This is a genomic window from Brucella anthropi, from assembly GCF_046630315.1.
Lineage (GTDB): Bacteria > Pseudomonadota > Alphaproteobacteria > Rhizobiales > Rhizobiaceae > Brucella > Brucella anthropi_A.
Genome location: NZ_LQBD01000002.1, coordinates 129,785 through 147,925, shown reverse-complemented (window position 1 = coordinate 147,925; position 18,141 = coordinate 129,785). Strand labels below are relative to the sequence as shown.

Sequence of the window (18,141 nt, the reverse complement as noted above, 5' to 3'; positions counted from 1 at the left end):
ACGGGGCCTTTCCAACAGGAGCAAATATGTATCTCGGGATCGATCTAGGAACATCCGGTGTCAAGGCGCTGTTGATCGATGACGGGCAGACGGTGATCGGCTCCGCCCATGGCGAACTGGATGTTTCGCGCCCCCACCCCGGCTGGAGCGAACAGGACCCGGCCCAGTGGATCAAAGCCTGCCGCACCGCAATCGACGGTCTGCGTGCGGCCCACCCGAAAGCGTTTTCGGCGATTGCCGGTATCGGCCTTTCGGGCCAGATGCACGGCGCTACCCTTCTGGACGAACAGGATCAGGTGCTGCGGCCCTGCATCTTGTGGAACGATACGCGCAGTTATCGCGAAGCATCCGAACTCGATGCCGACCTGGCATTTCGCGCCATCACCGGCAATATTGTCTTTCCCGGCTTTACCGCCCCTAAACTCGTCTGGGTGGCCAGGAACGAGCCGGATATTTTCGCGCGCATCCGCAAGGTGCTGCTGCCCAAGGACTATCTGCGTCTGTGGCTCACCGGCGACTATGTGTCGGATATGTCGGATTCGGCAGGCACAAGCTGGCTCGATACCGGCGCGCGCCGCTGGTCCAGCGCGCTTCTGGACAAGACCGGCCTCGATGAAAGCCGGATGCCGCGTCTTGCCGAAGGCACCGACGCCACCGGGCGGCTGCGGGCAGAACTTGCCGCCGAATGGGGCATTGGCGGTCAGCCGGTCGTGGCGGGCGGCGCTGGCGACAATGCGGCTTCTGCCTGCGGCATGGGCACGGTCAGGCCCGGCCATGCCTTCGTTTCACTCGGCACATCGGGCGTGCTCTTCGCGGCAAACGGCGCCTATCAGCCGAAGCCGGAAAGCGCGGTTCATGCCTTCTGCCACGCCCTGCCCGACACATGGCACCAGATGGGCGTCATCCTGTCCGCGGCAAGCGCGCTCGACTGGTATGCGCGGCTTGTCGGCAAAACGGCGCACGAACTCGACAGGGCACTCGGCGATACGCTGAATGCGCCGGGCAGCGCGACATTCCTGCCTTATCTCTCCGGCGAACGCACGCCGTATAACGATGCGAAGATACGCGGCCTGTTTTCAGGTCTGGAGCATGAATCCGATCAGCGCGCCTTGACGCAAGCCGTGTTGGAAGGCGTTGCCTTCGCGATCCGCGACAATCTCGCCGCGCTGCAATCGGCGGGCACCGAGATCAGCTCGCTCACCGCTGTCGGCGGCGGCTCGCGCTCCACCTATTGGCTGAAGGCCATCGCGACGGCCTTGAACGTGCCGATCGCCTTGCCGGAGGAAGGCGACTTCGGCGGCGCTTTCGGTGCTGCGCGGCTGGGGCTCATCGCCGCCACGGGCGCCGATCCGTTTGCCGTCTGCACGCCGCCGCGCACGGAACGCATGATAGAGCCGAAAGCCGCCCTCATCCCGGCCTATGAGGAAGCCTATCAGCGCTATCACGCCCTTTATCCGGCACTTCACGCCCTCGCCGGTTCGTGATGCTGCCGCACATCATCAGACATGAACGTCATTCGAACGGGAGGACATAATGAGCACCGGATTTTTCGGCGACATTCAAAAGGTAAGATATGAGGGACCGGACAGCGACAACCCGCTGGCCTTCCGCCACTATGACCCGGATGAAATCGTGCTGGGCAAGCGCATGGAGGATCACCTGCGCTTTGCCGTCGCCTACTGGCACAGTTTTGCCTGGGAGGGCGGCGACCCGTTCGGCGGACGCACCTTCGACCGTCCATGGTATTCCAGCGAGATGGACGCGGCAAAGCTCAAGGCCGACGTGGCTTTCGAGTTCTTCTCCCTGCTCGGCGCGCCCTATTATTGCTTCCACGATGCCGATGTGCGGCCAGAGGGACGCAACTTTGCGGAAAATACGCGCTATTTGAACGAAATCGTCGATATCTTCGAGAAGAAGCAGGCCGAAACCGGCGTCAAGCTTCTCTGGGGCACGGCGAACCTCTTCTCCAACCGCCGCTATATGGCGGGCGCAGCCACCAATCCCGATCCGGACGTGTTCGCTTTTGCCGCCGCGACGGTGAAAAGCTGCATCGACGCCACCAAACGGCTTGGTGGTGAGAACTACGTGCTGTGGGGCGGCCGCGAGGGCTATGAAACGCTGCTCAACACCGATCTTGGCCGTGAGCTTGACCAGATGGGCCGGTTCCTCAATCTGGTGGTCGAATACAAGCACAAGATCGGCTTCAAGGGCACGATCCTGATCGAACCGAAGCCGCAGGAGCCGACCAAGCATCAATATGATTACGATGTCGCGACGGTCTACGGCTTCCTGAAGCGCTACGGCCTTGAAAACGAAGTGAAGGTCAATATCGAGCAGGGCCACGCCATCCTCGCCGGTCATTCCTTCGAGCACGAACTGGCGCTTGCCCGCGCGCTTGGCATTTTCGGTTCCATCGACATGAACCGCAACGACTATCAGTCCGGCTGGGATACGGACCAGTTCCCCAACAATGTGCCGGAAATGGCGCTCGCCTATTATCAGGTCCTGCTGGCGGGCGGCTTCACGACCGGCGGCACCAATTTCGACGCCAAGCTGCGCCGCCAGTCGCTTGACCCGCAGGATCTGCTGATCGGTCATATCGGCGGCATGGATTGCTGCGCACGCGGGCTGAAAGCCGCCGCCGGAATGCTCGAAGACAGCGCATTGTCCAGGCCGCTTGATGAGCGCTATGCCGGCTGGAACGGCGATTTCGGCAAGAAGCTTCTGACCGGCCTTTCGCTGGACCAGATCACCGCTGAAGTCGAAGCGAAGGACATCAATCCGCAGCCGAAATCCGGCCGTCAGGAATATCTCGAAAACGTCGTCAATCGCTACGTTTGAGCCCGCTGAAACGAAAAGGGCGCCGCTGGCGCCCTTTCCTCTTTAGAGCTTGACCCAGCTGCCATTCTTCTGTGACGAGCGCACGCAGGCATCGATGAAGGCAACGCCCTTCAGCCCGTCATCGACAGTCGGATAGACCACTGCACTGTCCGGCTTTTTGCCATTGCGATGGGTTGCGATGGCATTGGCTGCTTCCGAATAGATCGTGGCGAAAGCCTCCAGATAGCCTTCCGGGTGTCCCGCCGGTATGCGGGTCACACGGGCGCTCGCAGGGCCGACGCCCGCACCGCCCCGCGTGATGAGCCGCTTTTGCCCGCCGAAAGGCGTGAACCAGAGATAGTTCGGGTCTTCCTGCGCCCATTCGATGCCGCCCTTCGTGCCATAGACGCGCAGGCGCAGCGCATTTTCATTGCCGGGCGCAACCTGGCTGCACCAGAGCATCCCCTTCGCGCCGCCTTCAAAACGCAGCATCACATGCGCATTGTCGTCGAGACGCCGTCCCTCGACAAAACTGTCGAGATCGGCAGCAAGGCTGTCGAGCGTCAAGCCGGTCACAAAGGAGGCGAGATTGAAGGCGTGGGTGCCGATATCGCCGGTCGCGCCGCCCAATCCTGATTGGGCCGGATCGGTGCGCCAGACAGCGCCCTTGGCGCCGGTCGCTTCCACCGCTTCGGTCAGCCAGTCCTGCGCATATTCCACCTGTACGACGCGCAAATCCCCAAGCTCACCATTGGCGATCATCTCGCGCGCCTGCCGCACCATCGGATAGCCGGTATAATTATGCGTCAGGACGAACAAGGCGCCGCTTTCATCGGCAAGTTTTTTCAGCTTCTTCGCATCGGCAAGGGTCGAGGTCAGCGGCTTGTCGCAGATGACATGGATGCCGCGCCGCAAAAACTCCTTGGCGGCGTCATAGTGAACATGGTTCGGCGTTACGATAGAAACGGCTTCGATACCGTTTTTCAGCCGCGCCTCGCGAATGGCCATGTCCTTGTAGCTGGAATAGATGCGGTCTTCGGCGAACCCCAGTTCACGCCCCGAGGTCTGCGCCTTTTCCGCTGATGACGACAAGGCGCCAGCCACCAGTTCGAACCGGTTGTCGAGCCGCGCCGCCATGCGGTGCACCCCGCCGATAAAAGCGCCAGCACCGCCGCCCACCATGCCGAGGCGGATGCGGGGAGCGGCAGTTTCCGTGGTCTTTGCTTCGATGGTCATTGCGTCCTCATAATCCCAGCATACGTCGATTGGCGGCGTCATCGGTGCCGCCGGCGGCGAAATCGTCGAACGCCTTGTCGGTGACGCGGATGATATGCGCCTTCACGAATTCAGCGCCTTCGCGCGCACCGTCTTCCGGGTGCTTCAGCGCGCATTCCCATTCGACCACGGCCCATCCGTCAAAATCATTCGCGGCCATCTTGGAGAACACAGCGCCGAAATCCACCTGACCGTCGCCCAGCGAACGGAAGCGGCCCGCGCGGTTGACCCAACCCTGATAGCCGCCATAGACGCCCTGCCGCCCGGTCGGATTGAACTCCGCATCCTTGACATGGAACATCTTGATGCGGTCCCTGTAGATGTCGATATTGTCGAGATAATCGAGGCATTGCAGGACATAATGCGACGGGTCGTAGAGCATATTGGCCCGTGGATGGTTTTTCACCTGCTCCAGAAACATCTCGAAGGTCACGCCATCGTGCAGGTCTTCGCCGGGGTGAATTTCATAGCAGATATCGACGCCGTGGTCTTCGGCATGATCGAGGATCGGCGTCCAGCGGCGGGCAAGTTCCTCGAATGCGGTTTCCACCAGACCGGCGGGACGCTGCGGCCATGGATAGATAAACGGCCAGGCCAGCGCCCCGGAAAAGGTTGCATGCGCGCCGATGCCCAGATTGCGCGAGGCGCGGATCGCCATCTTCACCTGCTCGACCGCCCATTGCTGGCGCGCTTTTGGATTGCCGCGCACTTCCGGCACAGCAAAACCATCGAAAGCTTCGTCATAGGCCGGGTGCACCGCGACAAGCTGGCCCTGCAAATGGGTCGAAAGCTCCGTCACCTCGACGCCGTTTTCCCGCGCCACACCGGCGAATTCGTCGCAATAATCCTTGGATTCGGAAGCCTTTTTCAGATCGATCAGCTGGCTCGCCCATGTGGGAACCTGCACCCCGGCATAGCCCTTTTCGGCAGCCCATCTGGTGATGCCATCCCATGTGTCGAACGGCGCTGCATCGCCTGCGAACTGTCCGAGAAAAATCCCCGGTCCCTTGATCGTCTTCATCGAAACTCCTCCAGAATGAAACAAGGCGCGCCTCTGGCGAGACGCGCCGGGCCGTGATCAGAACGGCGAATCCGGGAAATAAAAGTCCTTGGCATTATCCTTGGTGACGAGCGTTGCATCGAGGATATAGCTGCCGCTCACCGGAATCTGGTCATAGAAATGACCGGCGGCGAGTTCCATGGCGGTCGAGACCATCGCTGGCGGATAAAGCACATCGACCGGCACGAGCTTGTCGCCGTCCATCACCTTCTTGATCATATCCTTGGAACCGGCGCCGCCCACGACATATTGAATATCGGAGCGGTTGGCCTGCTTGATGGCTTCGAGAACGCCGACCAGCATGTCGTCATCCTGTGCCCAGACCACATCGATCTTCGGATATTTGGTCAGGAAGTCCTGCATCACGCGGAAGGCATCGTCGCGGTTCCAGTTGCCATATTGGCGGTCGAGAACCTTGACATTGGAGCCCTCGATCCCCTTGTCGAAACCGTCCTGGCGCTGCTGGTCGATCGGGATCGGCAGGCCGCGAATGACGACGACCTGTGCATCCGGCGTCGTGGCCTTGATATATTCACCCGCCACCTGTCCGAGCGCCGGGTTGTTGCCGGCCACATAGAGATCGCGGATGGAATTGTCGTTGCTGCTCGGCGCGCGGTCGACCAGGGCGACAAAGGTGCCCTTGTCCTTGATCTCCTTGATCGCGTTGACGAGCGGATCGGGATCGGTCGGCAGGACGACCAGCCCGTCGAGGCCCTGCACCGCCAGATCCTGCAACGCATTGGCCTGCGATGCCGCATCGGGCGATGTCTTGACGATGACATTGAGGCCCGGATGCTCTTCCATCAAAAGCTTTGCCACACGTTCGGCATGATAGACGACACCCGCCGTCCAGCCGTGATCAGCCGCCGGGATCGACACGCCGATCGTCACTTTCTTGTCCTGTGCGCTTGCCGCGCCGCCAAAGGCGAGCGCCCCCGCCGTCAAGGCGGCGAAAGCAAGCTTCATCAAATTCCCTCGCATGGTCTTCCTCCCAGTAAATGCGGGGCTCTCATTCCTCCCTGGCTGGAACCGCCCCACCAATCCCGCCAATCTCCAAAACCTATCTCCGCGACAGCGAGCGCTGCACCAGCATGGCGATAATGATGATCGCCCCCTGAATGGCACCCAGCAGATATTCGCTGACGAAGTTCGACAGGATCATGATGTTGCCGATGATCTCCAGAATGAATGCGCCGCAGATCGTGCCCCAGATGCGCCCCACGCCACCCCGCAGCGCCGTGCCGCCGACAACCACGGCGGTGATCGCCTGCAATTCCCACATCAGGCCGGTCGTGGCCGAGGTCGAACCGAGCCGGGGCACATAGAGAAGCACGGCAACAGCGACGCAAAGCCCCTGAATGATGAAGGCGATGGTGCGCACCTTCTTGACCGAAATGCCGGAATAGCGCGCCACGTCCTCATTCGAGCCGACCGCGATGACATGGCGGCCATAGCGCGTGCGATAAAGGACGAAGGCCGCAAGCGCTGCGGTGACGAAAATCACGATAACCGGCACCGGCACCCCGAGCACCGAGCCGAAATAGGCCGGGCGATAGAGCGACTGGATTTCTGGATTGCGCAGAGTGATCGCGCCGCCCTGCGACAGCCAGGTCGTCAGCCCGCGATAGATGCCCATAGTTCCAAGCGTGGCGATGAAGGGTTCAATCCCACCCACCGTCGTTATCAGGCCGTTCAACAGGCCGCAGGCAGCACCGACGATCAGCGCCAGCATCACGGCGGCAATCAGCATCATCACCGGATCGGCAATCATTCCGCTATTCATGAACAGGATCATGATGCTGGCGACGAATGCCACCATCGCGCCCACCGACAGGTCCAGCCCGCCGGACGAGATCACATAGGTCGCGCCAAGCGCGATGATGGCGATGAAAGCGCTGCGCGTTGCGACATTGAGAAGATTGTCGATACTGATGAAGTTCGGATTGGCAATCGCGCCCAGAACAAGCAGCAAGGCGAGCGCTATGAACGGGGCAATCGCCCGCAGGTCCCAATCCCTGGAGGTCCTCGGCACTCTGCTCTTATCGGTCGCAACCTGTGTCATCTCATTCCCACTTTATTGTTTTTATGCGGCATTTTCGGCTTCAACGCCGGTTGCAAGCACGACGATGTCATGTTCCGTCATGCGGTCGCCCGTCACCTCACCGGCAATCCGCCCTTCCCGCATCACCACGATGCGGTCGCAGATGCCGATCAGCTCCGGCATTTCCGACGAAACGACGATGATCGATTTCCCCTCATCGGCCAGCTTGGCGATGAACTGGTAGATCTGCTCCTTCGTGCCGACATCGATGCCGCGTGTCGGCTCGTCGATGATGACGATGGACGGATCGAGCATCATCATCTTGGCAAGCAGAAGCTTCTGCTGGTTGCCGCCCGAAAGCTGCCCCGCCAGAATATCCTTGCGGCCGGTGCGTATATCGAATGCGCGGATCGCCTCATCGAGCGCGTTGCGCTCCCGGTTGCGGTCGATCTGCAAGCCGCGCACGAATTTCTTCAAGGAAGCAAGGGTGAGATTGACGCCCATATCCTTGGACAGAAGCAGGCCTTTGCCCTTGCGGTCCTCGCTGAGATAGACGATCCCCGCCTTCTGGCTTTCATGCGCATTGCGAAAATGGACCGGCTTGCCATTGTGGCGCGCATCGCCCTTGCCGGGCCGCAGCCCGACGATGCCTTCCATCAGTTCAGTCCGTCCCGCGCCGACCAGACCGGCAAAGCCCAGTATCTCGCCCCGGTTCAGGTGAAAGCCCGCATTCTGCACATAGCCCGGCACGCTGAAATTCCCGATTTCCAGAATGGCAGCGTTGTCATGCTGGCTTGCGCGATCAGGATAAAGCTTGGAAACATCACGACCGACCATCAGACGGGCCATATCGCCAGGCTGCAACTCGGATGCCAAATGGCTGGACACCAGCTTGCCATCGCGAAGCACGGTCACGCGGTCGGATATTTCCTTCACCTCCGGCAGGCGGTGCGAAATATAAAGCACGGCGACACCCTTGGCGCGAATATCGCGAATGAGTTTCAGCAGCGCTTCCGTCTCGAAAGGCGTCAGCGAAGCGGTCGGCTCGTCGAATATCACGACACGATGCGGCACCAGCAGCACACGGGCAATCTGGACAAGCTGGCGCTGCGCAATCGACAAAGTTCCAACGACCGCATCCGGGTCGATATCGGCGCCAAGGTCGCGGATGGCCTTGCGCGCGCCTTCGCGCATTGCCCTGTCATCGACAACCAGCCCACGGTTGAGCTCGCGGCCAAGATAGATGTTCTGCGCGACGGTCAGATCGGGTGCGAGCAGAATTTCCTGATGCACCAGCACGATGCCCTGCGCCTCTGCCTCCACCGGCCCCGAAAAGGACACGGGCGCGCCATCGATGCGGATTTCCCCGCTGGTTGGGCGCTCATTGCCTGCCAGCAGTTTCATCAGCGTCGATTTCCCGGCGCCATTCTCGCCGATGATCGCATGAACCTCGCCGCCGAAAATGCGCAGGTCGATGTTTTTCAGAACCTGAACCGGACCGAATGACTTGGAAAGCGACACAGCTTCCAGCAGCGCAGGCCCGTCCGCTTCTCCCGGCGCGCTCATGGATGACCGCCCACGGCGAACTGCCGCAGCTGGCGCTTCCCAGGCACAGTCTTTCCCGGCGCTTTCGCCGATCGTTCTGGCTGCACGTGAACTCCTCCCAAAGCGTCACGATAAAAGCTTAGCTTTCGTTTTGAGGTACGTAAAGCAAAATATGCGCTCCCCCACCCTCATCAAAGCGGAGAAGCCATGTTCATGCAAGGCCGCCGCGGTGATGCGGGCGTCGGGCCGCAATCGCCGTCACTGATCCGGCAACAGGCTCATCAGATTGTCGATCAGCGGCGAGCGGTTGCTCCTCATCGAAACCAGCCCCAGCCGCGCCGCCAGCGGTTCCCCCTCGATCGGCCTGTATGTGACACCGGCCAGCTTGATCTGCGCAATGGCGGCGGGAACAATCGAGATTCCGAGATCGGCCGCGACCAGATTGACGACCGATGGCATTTGGGGCACCTCCTGCGCCACGATCATTTCAAAACCGGCCTTCCGGCAGGCTTCGACCACATCATCGTAAAGGCTGAGCCCAACAGTGCGCGGAAAGAATACGAAAGCCTCCTTCGCCAGGGCCGCAATCGGCAGTTTCGCGTGGGCTGCAAGAGGATGATGGCTCGGCAGGGCAATCAGCATCGGCTCGTCCGCCAGCCGCTTCATGCGCACATCCCTGGAATTTTCCAGACCCGGACGGATGAAGGCGGCATCCACTTCTCCCCGGACCAGATTTTGCATCAGCAGTCGGCTGTTCAACTCCGTCAGGGTCAGTTTCACATCGGGCCATCTGGCGCGAAACGTGCGGATCGTGGCGCTGACAATCGGATTGAACGCGGACGACGCGGTAAAGCCCAGCGCAAACCTGCCGGTTTCGCCCCGCGCCGCGCTTTGCGCCGCGAGCCTCGCTTTTTCGGCGGCGGCTAGCGAAGCCTTTGCCTCGCCGAGAAAAGCCGCCCCTGCCGCGGTCAGTTCGGCCCCATGCGGCACGCGATGAAACAGCGCCACGCCGATCTCGTTTTCAAGATCGCGGATCTGCTGGCTCAGCGGCGGCTGGCCGATCCCGAGCTTTCCGGCCGCGCGGGTAAAATTGCCCTCTTCGGCCACGGCCAGAAAATAACGCAGATGACGCAGTTCCATTGCCATATCCAAAAGCTATTGCAATTGCCATCTCCATATATTGGACAAATGGAGTGTATTTGACTAGATCAGAAAGCGGGAGGATTTGAAAAGGCAAAGCCATGTCACGCCTCGCAGAACGCAGTCTCGACAGCGTCAGAACACCACAAAGCCAGCTCAAGCTCGTCGCAGCGCCCACGGCATCCGAACAGAAGCACTATCTCGTCAAGGGCACGCCAGCCTTTCGCAATGCGAGCATTGCGCTCTTCCTGTCCGGCTTCGCGACCTTTTCCCTGCTTTACTGCGTCCAGCCCCTGATGCCGCTTTTCGCGCATGATTTCAGCATCACCCCCGCAGCCAGTTCCCTGTCGCTTTCCGTCTCGACCGGCTTTCTCGCCTTTGCAATCTTCTGCGCCGCCGCCATATCGGAACGTTTTGGCCGCCGCACCCTGATGTTTGTCTCGCTTCTGGGCTCCGCGCTTTGCACCATAGCCTGCGCGCTGGTGCCGGACTGGCATATGCTGCTCGTCATTCGCGCCTTGCAGGGCCTGTTGCTGGGCGGGGTTCCGGCAGTCGCCATGACCTATCTGGCAGAGGAAATCGACCCGCGCGGCCTCGGCGCATCGATGGGGCTCTATATTGCCGGCAACGCATTCGGCGGCATGGCGGGCCGCGTCATTGCCGGAACGCTTGCCGAATATTTTTCCTGGCGCGTCGGGCTGGCCGGCATGGGCCTGCTGGGGCTTGCGGCATCCATCGGCTTCCTTCTTCTCCTGCCCGCCTCGCGCAACTTCATCCCGCGGCCCGGCCTCAATGCGCGGTTTCATCTGGGCGCATGGATCGGCCATATCCGCAATCCGGCCCTGCCGCTGCTTTTTGCCATCGGCTTTCTGGTGATGGGTTCGTTCGTCACCATCTATAACTATATCGGCTTTCGCCTCGTGGCCGCGCCCTATGGTCTCAGCCAGACGGTGCTGGGCGCCATTTTCACGGTCTATCTGTTCGGCATAGCCGCGTCGTGGTTCGCAGGCAGGATGGGCGACAGGCTCGGCTACTTCTCCGTCCTTCCCATTGGGCTTGCCATACAGGCAGCGGGCTGTCTTCTCACGCTTTTCGCGTCGCTGCCCGCCATCATCGCAGGCATCATCCTCGTGACTGTCGGCTTCTTCGTCAGCCATTCGGTTGCAAGCGCCCTGGTCGGACGCCTGGCGCTTCACACCAAGGGACACGCATCCTCGCTTTACCTGCTTGCCTATTATCTGGGTTCCAGCATTGCCGGTTCGGCTGGCGGTTATTTCTGGGTGGCCGACGGCTGGCATGCGGTCGCGGAATTCACCTTCGTCATGCTTGCCCTGGCTTTTGCGGCGTCGCTGGCAGCCGCCCGCCTGTCCGGCATGGGATCGAACAAAAGATAAAATTTTACGGAACCATATCCTGTCCGGTGCGTTAAGGCCGCTCGGAAGGAGAATGATTGCATGCAGATTGTCGATGCTCTGGTCAAAAGATGCGGCAAGGAAAATTTCTATCAGGTAGAATTCATCGGTGAAAATGGCGAAACTGTCTGCGTATCCTTCCGCCACGATTCCGAGGAAGAGTTGAGCCACCACGACGCTATTGCGAGGGCGCTTGCCAAGATGGCGCCGCTCACGGCCTATGGTGCGGCGTTCATCAGTATCCTGTCCGCCAACAAGCTGAACACAGCCGCCACGGCGGCCTGACGCTTTCAATCAGGCAAGCCCTGCAAACCCGCCGGATGGCGGGGCGTTCCATGTTTGTTGATCTGAGTTTTATGAGCCGCTTTGGGATTGATATACCTTCGAAAATTGCCTAGCACTACAACTGCATTCTTCGTGATGCCGGGCTGCAAAGAGCAATTTGTCTCAAGTTCCGGTGCTCACGTACCTTTCTCAGACGCATAGTCTTATCCGAAAAGTCTGCAACTTTTCGGGACCATGCTTGGAAGTACGCTCCGCTCCGGTACTCGAAAATCACTCTTTTCGCCACGGCCTGACGAATTTGCAGTTGTAGTGCCTAGCTGCTTGGCAGGAGCGCGGCAATTGACTGAGGTTCGAACATGAGCGAATTGACCGACTGGCTATCGGACACGCATCCGATCCCCCGGAAGAATGCGGCGGAGGTCGTTTTCGACGATATTCGCTCGGCCATCACCACCGGTCGCCTTGCCGTCGGCACCCGCCTGCCTTCCGAAGCGCAACTTGCCGGCCGGTTCGGCGTCAGCCGCCCCATCGTGCGGGAGGCTCTGCGGTCGTTGCAGACGCTGGGCCTTACCCAGACCCGCACGGGCAGCGGCACCTATGTGCTGAACACTTCGCCCGCGCGTGAGCTGAATTACGGCGGCTATTCGGCGCGTGACCTGATCGAGGCGCGCCCCTTCATCGAAGTGCCTGCGGCGGGCTGGGCGGCGCTGCGCCGCAGTGCCGGGCAACTCGCCCATCTGCTGGAACTGTGCGACAAGATGGATCGCCAGACGGACCCGCAGAAATGGGAATTGCTCGATTCCGAATTTCATTGCGCCATTGCAGAGGCGTCCGGAAATACCGTCTTCGCCAAGATCGTGGCCGATGCGCGCGAAGCGCTGATCCAGCAATCCGAACTCGTCAACCTGATGTCGGGCCGTCGCGAGGCGTCGAATACCGAGCATCGCCGCATCGTCAAAGCCATTGAGGCGGGATCGCAAGCCGATGCCCGCGCGGCGATGGAAGCGCATCTGAGCGAGGTCAAGACAGCCGTAACGAGCATCATCGGCAAGGACGAGGTCTGACACAACAGGCGCAAGGCGGCTGCCTTGCGCAGGATTCGCACCGGTCATTCCAGCCGCGCCCGCCAGAGGCGGCATTTTCATGCCGGGCGAGCATAAGCCGGTAACGCTTTCTTCCCACAGATTTTTTCCTTTCCGCGATATGTCCGGAATCTGTCCGGGGCCCCTCATTTGAGGCCGAATACTTGACGCGCCTTCCCTGATATGCGTTAAAACCGTCGCAAAACCTGTCATGCAGCTTTACAGAATACCCACCAAATGGGGATGCACTTCATGTCCTCATTTCATGGTTGGCGATGTGTCCCCATTGGCGTTCCACATCGGAGCGGCCCCTGTTGAAAACGCGCTCTCAGGGAGGAGCAATGTCGATTGAAACTATGAAAGCCACACCGGCTGAACGTGAACTATTCATTGAAGAGGATCGCGGCTTTCACAAGGCCCTGAAGCCGCGGCAGATCCAGATGATCGCCATCGGCGGCGCGATCGGCACGGGGCTGTTTCTCGGCGCAGGCGGACGCCTGGCAATGGCGGGCCCCGCGCTGGTCTTCGTCTATGCCTTGTGCGGCTTCTTCGCCTTTCTGGTTCTGCGCGCGCTTGGCGAGCTCATCATGCACCGCCCCAGCTCCGGTTCCTTCGTCTCCTATGCGCGCGAGTTCTACGGCGAGAAGCTGGCTTTCGTGGCGGGCTGGATGTACTGGCTCAACTGGGCCATGACATCGGTGGCGGACGTGACGGCGGTTGCGCTCTACATGAATTTCTTCAAGCATTATGTGCCGTGGTTGCAGGGCATCGACCAATGGATGTTCGCGCTGACTGCCCTTGTCATCGTGCTGTCGATGAACCTCCTGTCGGTCAAGGTGTTCGGCGAACTGGAATTCTGGTTCAGCCTCATCAAGGTCATCGCGCTGGTCACATTCCTTGCCGTCGGCATTTATTTCGTCGTGTCCGGCACGCCGATCGACGGCCATACGGCCGGGTTCAGCATCATCACGGATAATGGAGGCCTGTTCCCGAACGGCATATTGCCTGCCTTCATCGTCATACAGGGCGTGGTCTTCGCCTATGCCTCGATCGAGCTTTTGGGCACCACAGCCGGCGAAACCGAAGACCCGCGCAAGGTCATGCCCGGCGCCATCCGCACCGTGGTCTTCCGCCTGCTCGTCTTTTATGTGGGTTCGGTCCTGCTTCTGTCGCTGCTTCTCCCCTCTACCGCCTATTCCGCCGGTGAGAGCCCGTTTGTGACCTTCTTCGGCAAGATCGGCATCGAGGGGGCGGATATCATCATGAACCTCGTCGTCCTGACCGCGGTTCTGTCGTCGCTGAATGCGGGCCTTTATTCCACCGGGCGCATCCTGCATTCCATGGCGGTTTCCGGCTCCGCGCCGGCCTCGCTGGCCAGGATGAACAAGAACGGCGTTCCCTATATGGGCATCGCAGTCACCGCCGTCGTCACCGTCATCGGCGTCATTCTCAATGCCCTCGTGCCTGCGGCGGCCTTTGAGATCGCGCTCAACCTGTCCGCGCTCGGCATCATCACGGCATGGGGCGTCATCGTGCTTTGCCAGCTGAAATTGTGGTATCTTGCCCGTTGCGGCGAAATCGTGCGCCCGGATTTCCGCATGTTCGGCGCGCCCTATACCGGCATCCTCACGCTTGCCTTCCTGCTTGGCGTGCTGGTCCTGATGGCGCTCGACTATCCGGTCGGCACCTGGACGATTGCCTCGCTCGCGATCATCGGCCCGGCCCTCATCCTCGGCTGGTATATGATGCGTGGACGCATCCATCGACTTGCCGCCGAACCTGCTGTAGATGCCGGCATCCCCGGTCAGTGAGAGGATTCGGAAATATGACATTTGCAAAGCCTTCCATCGCGCTGATCGCCACCGGCGGCACCATTGCCAGCAAGCGCGGGGAAGACGGAGCAAGCATACCGGTCCTGTCGGGCGGGGATCTTCTGGGTTTCGTGCCGGACCGCGAGGCGGAGCTTCGCCCGGTCGACCTGATGGCGAAGGATTCCGCAAGCCTGACCCTGTCGGACATGCAGCGCATCAGCGATGCCGTCGGCACCGCGCTGAACGATGGCGCGGTCGATGGCGTCATCGTCCTGCATGGCACGGACGCGATGGAGGAAACGGCGCTGCTGGTGCATCTCCAGCGCCGCATCGGCAAGCCGGTGATCTTCACCGGCGCGCAGTTCACCGCCGATCATCCGCAATCGGACGGCCCCGATAATCTCGCCGCCGCCATTCGGCTTGCCTGCGACCCGGCCAATGCCGGCAAGGGCGTGCTGATCGCCTTCGGCGGGCGGGTCGTCCCCGCCTGGGGGGCCTACAAGTTCAGCAGCGACAATGCCGACGCCTTTCGCTCCGCCCATCCGGTCCGGACCGAAAGCCCGGCGCTTGCCGCCCCCGTGGGCGGCGCTCGCATCGACACGATTGCCATTTATCCGGGGTGCGACGCCCTCCATATCGAAGCAAGCCTTGCAGCGGGCGCCAGCGGCATCGTTCTTGCGGCACTCGGGTCGGGCAACACCACGCCATGCGTTGTCGAGGCTGTCCGCGAATGTTCGCGCCGCAATATCGCCGTTGCGGTTTCAAGCCGCGTGCCGGAAGGCCGGTTGACCCCCGGCTATGGCGGCGGCGGCGGCGGATATGATCTTGCCGAGGCCGGAGCCATGCACGCGCATACGCTTCGCCCCGGCCAGGCCCGCATCCTGCTTGCCGCGCTGATTGCCAGCGGCAGTTCCAGGGACGGGATGATCCGCGCTTTCGGCGATTATCGATAGCACGTCTTCAGCCTCGAAACCGCCGCCTGCGGCTCATGTCGCCCTCAGGGCCTTGCTGCGTGCCAGACGCCGTTCACGCCGTCTCCGGTCACGTCGCCGGGCTTCCGGTCCTTCACCCAGTAATAGAGCGGCATTCCATCCTTTGCCCATTGCCGGCTCCCATCCTTGCGCTTGACCAGCGTATAGGAGCCGGAAGCCTTCGCCCCCTTCATCGCCGTAAAGGGCGGCCAGTTCTTCGCGCAGCTGTCATAGCAGTTGGACTGCCCCTTGCCATCCTTGTCGAAAGTGTAGAGCGTCATGTCCCTGGCGCCCGTCAAAACCTGCCCTTTCGCGCTTTCCATCGTCTTGGCAGGCGATGCGGCCAGGGCGGCTGAAGCCGCCACCGCCGCGACCGCCAATACGGACATAAAACCGAGCGTTTTCATGATCTACCTCACAGAGTTCCAATCGCGCCATGCGATATGGACTTAAGACAATTTTCGGCCGCGATTTGTTCCCGAAGCCGCATATTTTTTATCCGGGGCTCCAAAATGCATCAAACCCATTGATTGGCGAGCAAATATCGCTATATATAGCCACACACATAATAGATAGCTATACAATGTCCCAGTCACACCATGATCTCGAAGCGGCCTTCACGATGGAACTTTCCACGGCCGCGCGCAAAATGCGCAACCTGTTCGATTCCCGCGTCCGCGAGCGCGGGCTGACGCTGGCGCGCGCCCGCGTGCTCCTGCTTCTCGCCCGGCAGCGCGACTGGAACCAGCGCGAGCTGGCCGATGCGCTGGAAATCGAGCACCCTTCGGTGGTGCGCCTTCTGGATGGTCTGGAAAAGCAGGGCATGATCTACCGTGCCGCGGTCGAGGGCGACCGCCGCGCCAAGCGCATCGAACTGACGGATGCCGCGCAGACGCAGGTTCGAGAGTTGCAGGACATCACCCGCGCCATCCGGTCGGAGCTGCTGCACCGCATCGACAGGCCGTCGCTGGAAGCGGCACTTTCCGTGCTTCAGGAAATCAGCCGGACGGCAGAGATGACGCTCGCGGGCAAAGACCGCTGAATCCATGCCGGAAGAAACAACGCAGAGCGAGCCGCAACCGGCCTCACCGACCGGCGACACGGCTGCGGCGCAGGCGCCCGCGCCGCATATGCCGCTCTATATGTCGGCCATCTACATCGCCGCATCCGTCCTCATGTGGTCGACACGCGGCCTCAGCATGTATTTCATCTCGGCCAATACGCAGCAGATACAGGGCTCGCTCGGCGCAACACTGACGGAAACCTCCTGGCTGGTCGCCGCCTATATGGCGCCTTATGCCAGCCTGACCATCCTTCTCGTCAAGATCCGCACGCAATTCGGCCTTCGGCGTTTTGCGGAAATCGCAATCGGCGTCTTTCTCATTTCCTCCCTGCTGCATTTGCTCGTCTATGACATCTGGTCCGCGATCCCGGTCCGCTTCATTGCTGGCGCCGCCGCCGCGCCCATATCCACGATCGGCTTTCTCTACATGCTGGAAGCCTTTCCGCCGTCCAAGAAAAGGACGTGGGGTCTCAGCCTTGCGCTCACCTGTTCGGCCGCGGCAGGGCCGCTCGCCCGCGTCATCTCGCCATTGCTGTTCGACATCGGCCAGTGGCAGCAGGTCTATATGGTCGAGATCGGCCTGTCGCTTGCCGCCTTCGCCGTCGTTTACGTCCTGCCCCTGACGCAGGTGCCGCGCGCAAAAGTGCTGCACTGGCTGGATTTCGTCGCCTATGGGCTGATCGCCATCGGTTTCGGCCTTCTTGCGGTCATTCTGGTGCAGGGAAAGAATTACTGGTGGTTCGAAGCCCCGTGGATCGGCATATGCCTTGCGATTTCAATCGCGGCACTTGCCTGCGCCGCCGCAATCGAGCTCAACCGCGAACAGCCCTTGATGAACCTGCACTGGCTGGCTTCGCCGGAAATCCTGCGCTTTACCCTGACCCTGCTCATCTTCCGCATCGTGCTTGCCGAGCAGACGACCGGCGCGGTCGGCCTCTTTCAGGCATTCGGCCTGCAGGATGGTCAGAGCCGCGGCCTTTATCTGGTCATTCTCGCCGCTTCGCTAGCGGGCGGCATCGCCTGCGGCATGTGGATGAGGCTGGAGCGCGTTCCCGTCATCTTCGGCCTGGCGCTGGTCTTCATCGCGGTCGGGGCCTTTCTGGACAGCCACGCCACGAACCTCACCCGTCCGCACAATGCCTATCTGAGCCAGGGCCTGATCGCCTTCGGCGGCGCGCTGTTTCTGCCTCCGGCCATGCTTGCGGGCCTTACCAAGGCCCAGAAACAGGGACCAACCTATACGACGAGCTTCATCGTCATCTTCCTGTTCACGCAGAATATTGGCGGTCTGATCGGTTCCGCCGTGTTCGGCAGCTTCATCGCCATCCGCGAAAAGTACCATTCCGCCCATCTGGTGGAACAGCTGGTCATGTCCAATCCCGTCGTCGCGGCGCGCGTTCAGGCGCTGTCGGGCACCTATGCGAAAGTGCTGGCCGATCAGGGGCTGACAAAGGCCGAAGGGCTGGCGCTTCTGGGGAAGCAGGTCACGAAGGAGGCGACGGTGCTGTCCTATAATGATGCTTTTCTCGCGATCTCCGTCATTGCGGTCCTCTCGCTCGCTTGCCTGATCGCCTATCGCCTCTATGAAAACATGCAGGCCCGCCGCCACAGCGCTGCGGCCGGTTAAATCGACGAG

General features: G+C 61.0%; 16 protein-coding genes. 9 read left to right on the top strand and 7 right to left on the bottom strand.

Annotated elements, in window-relative coordinates; translation table 11 throughout:
* Nucleotides 1-26: 26 nt before the first annotated feature.
* Nucleotides 27-1,484: a xylulokinase gene (xylB, locus tag AVM02_RS02395; protein ID WP_411505422.1), complete on the top strand. Its 1,458-nt coding sequence runs from the start codon at nt 27-29 to the stop codon at nt 1,482-1,484.
* A gap of 49 nt (nt 1,485-1,533) precedes the next feature.
* Nucleotides 1,534-2,841: a xylose isomerase gene (gene xylA, locus AVM02_RS02390; protein ID WP_411505421.1), complete on the top strand. Its 1,308-nt coding sequence runs from the start codon at nt 1,534-1,536 to the stop codon at nt 2,839-2,841.
* Between the two features lie 42 nt (nt 2,842-2,883).
* Here xylA and AVM02_RS02385 read toward each other — a convergent pair whose 3' ends face one another.
* From AVM02_RS02385 to AVM02_RS02360, 6 genes are all read right to left on the bottom strand, one after another.
* Nucleotides 2,884-4,056: a Gfo/Idh/MocA family protein gene (locus AVM02_RS02385; protein ID WP_411505420.1), complete on the bottom strand. Its 1,173-nt coding sequence runs from the start codon at nt 4,054-4,056 to the stop codon at nt 2,884-2,886.
* Between the two features lie 7 nt (nt 4,057-4,063).
* A complete protein-coding gene (locus AVM02_RS02380) occupies nt 4,064-5,116 on the bottom strand; it encodes a sugar phosphate isomerase/epimerase family protein (RefSeq protein WP_411505419.1) in 1,053 nt (350 codons plus the stop codon).
* Nucleotides 5,117-5,173: 57 nt separating this feature from the next.
* Nucleotides 5,174-6,136: a substrate-binding domain-containing protein gene (locus AVM02_RS02375; protein ID WP_411505418.1), complete on the bottom strand. Its 963-nt coding sequence runs from the start codon at nt 6,134-6,136 to the stop codon at nt 5,174-5,176.
* Nucleotides 6,137-6,215: 79 nt separating this feature from the next.
* Nucleotides 6,216-7,217 carry an ABC transporter permease gene (locus tag AVM02_RS02370; RefSeq protein ID WP_411505417.1) on the bottom strand — a complete coding sequence of 334 codons (1,002 nt, stop codon included), beginning with the start codon at nt 7,215-7,217 and terminating at the stop codon, nt 6,216-6,218.
* A gap of 21 nt (nt 7,218-7,238) precedes the next feature.
* The gene (locus AVM02_RS02365; RefSeq protein ID WP_411505416.1) at nt 7,239-8,762 is read right to left on the bottom strand and encodes a sugar ABC transporter ATP-binding protein; all 1,524 of its coding nucleotides are present in this window, start codon (nt 8,760-8,762) and stop codon (nt 7,239-7,241) included.
* Nucleotides 8,763-8,999: 237 nt separating this feature from the next.
* Nucleotides 9,000-9,881: a LysR family transcriptional regulator gene (locus tag AVM02_RS02360; RefSeq protein WP_411505415.1), complete on the bottom strand. Its 882-nt coding sequence runs from the start codon at nt 9,879-9,881 to the stop codon at nt 9,000-9,002.
* A gap of 101 nt (nt 9,882-9,982) precedes the next feature.
* Here AVM02_RS02360 and AVM02_RS02355 point away from each other — a divergent pair, with 101 nt between their 5' ends.
* From AVM02_RS02355 to AVM02_RS02335, 5 genes are all read left to right on the top strand, one after another.
* Complete coding sequence (locus AVM02_RS02355) at nt 9,983-11,275, top strand: MFS transporter (protein ID WP_411505414.1); 1,293 nt, start codon at nt 9,983-9,985, stop codon at nt 11,273-11,275.
* Nucleotides 11,276-11,335: 60 nt separating this feature from the next.
* Entirely contained in the window at nt 11,336-11,578 is a 243-nt protein-coding gene (locus AVM02_RS02350) for a hypothetical protein (RefSeq protein WP_411505413.1), read from the top strand.
* Between the two features lie 356 nt (nt 11,579-11,934).
* Nucleotides 11,935-12,642: a FadR/GntR family transcriptional regulator gene (locus AVM02_RS02345; RefSeq protein WP_411505412.1), complete on the top strand. Its 708-nt coding sequence runs from the start codon at nt 11,935-11,937 to the stop codon at nt 12,640-12,642.
* Nucleotides 12,643-13,001: 359 nt separating this feature from the next.
* A complete protein-coding gene (locus tag AVM02_RS02340) occupies nt 13,002-14,471 on the top strand; it encodes an amino acid permease (protein ID WP_411505411.1) in 1,470 nt (489 codons plus the stop codon).
* A 14-nt stretch (nt 14,472-14,485) separates the two neighbouring features.
* Complete coding sequence (locus AVM02_RS02335) at nt 14,486-15,424, top strand: asparaginase (protein ID WP_411505410.1); 939 nt, start codon at nt 14,486-14,488, stop codon at nt 15,422-15,424.
* Nucleotides 15,425-15,468: 44 nt separating this feature from the next.
* Here the strand turns inward: AVM02_RS02335 and AVM02_RS02330 are convergent, their stop codons facing one another.
* Nucleotides 15,469-15,849, bottom strand: a complete 381-nt coding sequence (locus AVM02_RS02330; RefSeq protein ID WP_411505409.1) for a hypothetical protein — start codon at nt 15,847-15,849, stop codon at nt 15,469-15,471.
* A gap of 176 nt (nt 15,850-16,025) precedes the next feature.
* Between AVM02_RS02330 and AVM02_RS02325 the strand changes: the two genes are divergently transcribed.
* Both AVM02_RS02325 and AVM02_RS02320 read left to right on the top strand, forming a co-directional pair.
* Entirely contained in the window at nt 16,026-16,484 is a 459-nt protein-coding gene (locus AVM02_RS02325) for a MarR family winged helix-turn-helix transcriptional regulator (RefSeq protein ID WP_411505408.1), read from the top strand.
* A gap of 4 nt (nt 16,485-16,488) precedes the next feature.
* Entirely contained in the window at nt 16,489-18,132 is a 1,644-nt protein-coding gene (locus AVM02_RS02320) for an MFS transporter (protein WP_411505407.1), read from the top strand.
* Nucleotides 18,133-18,141: the final 9 nt, after the last annotated feature.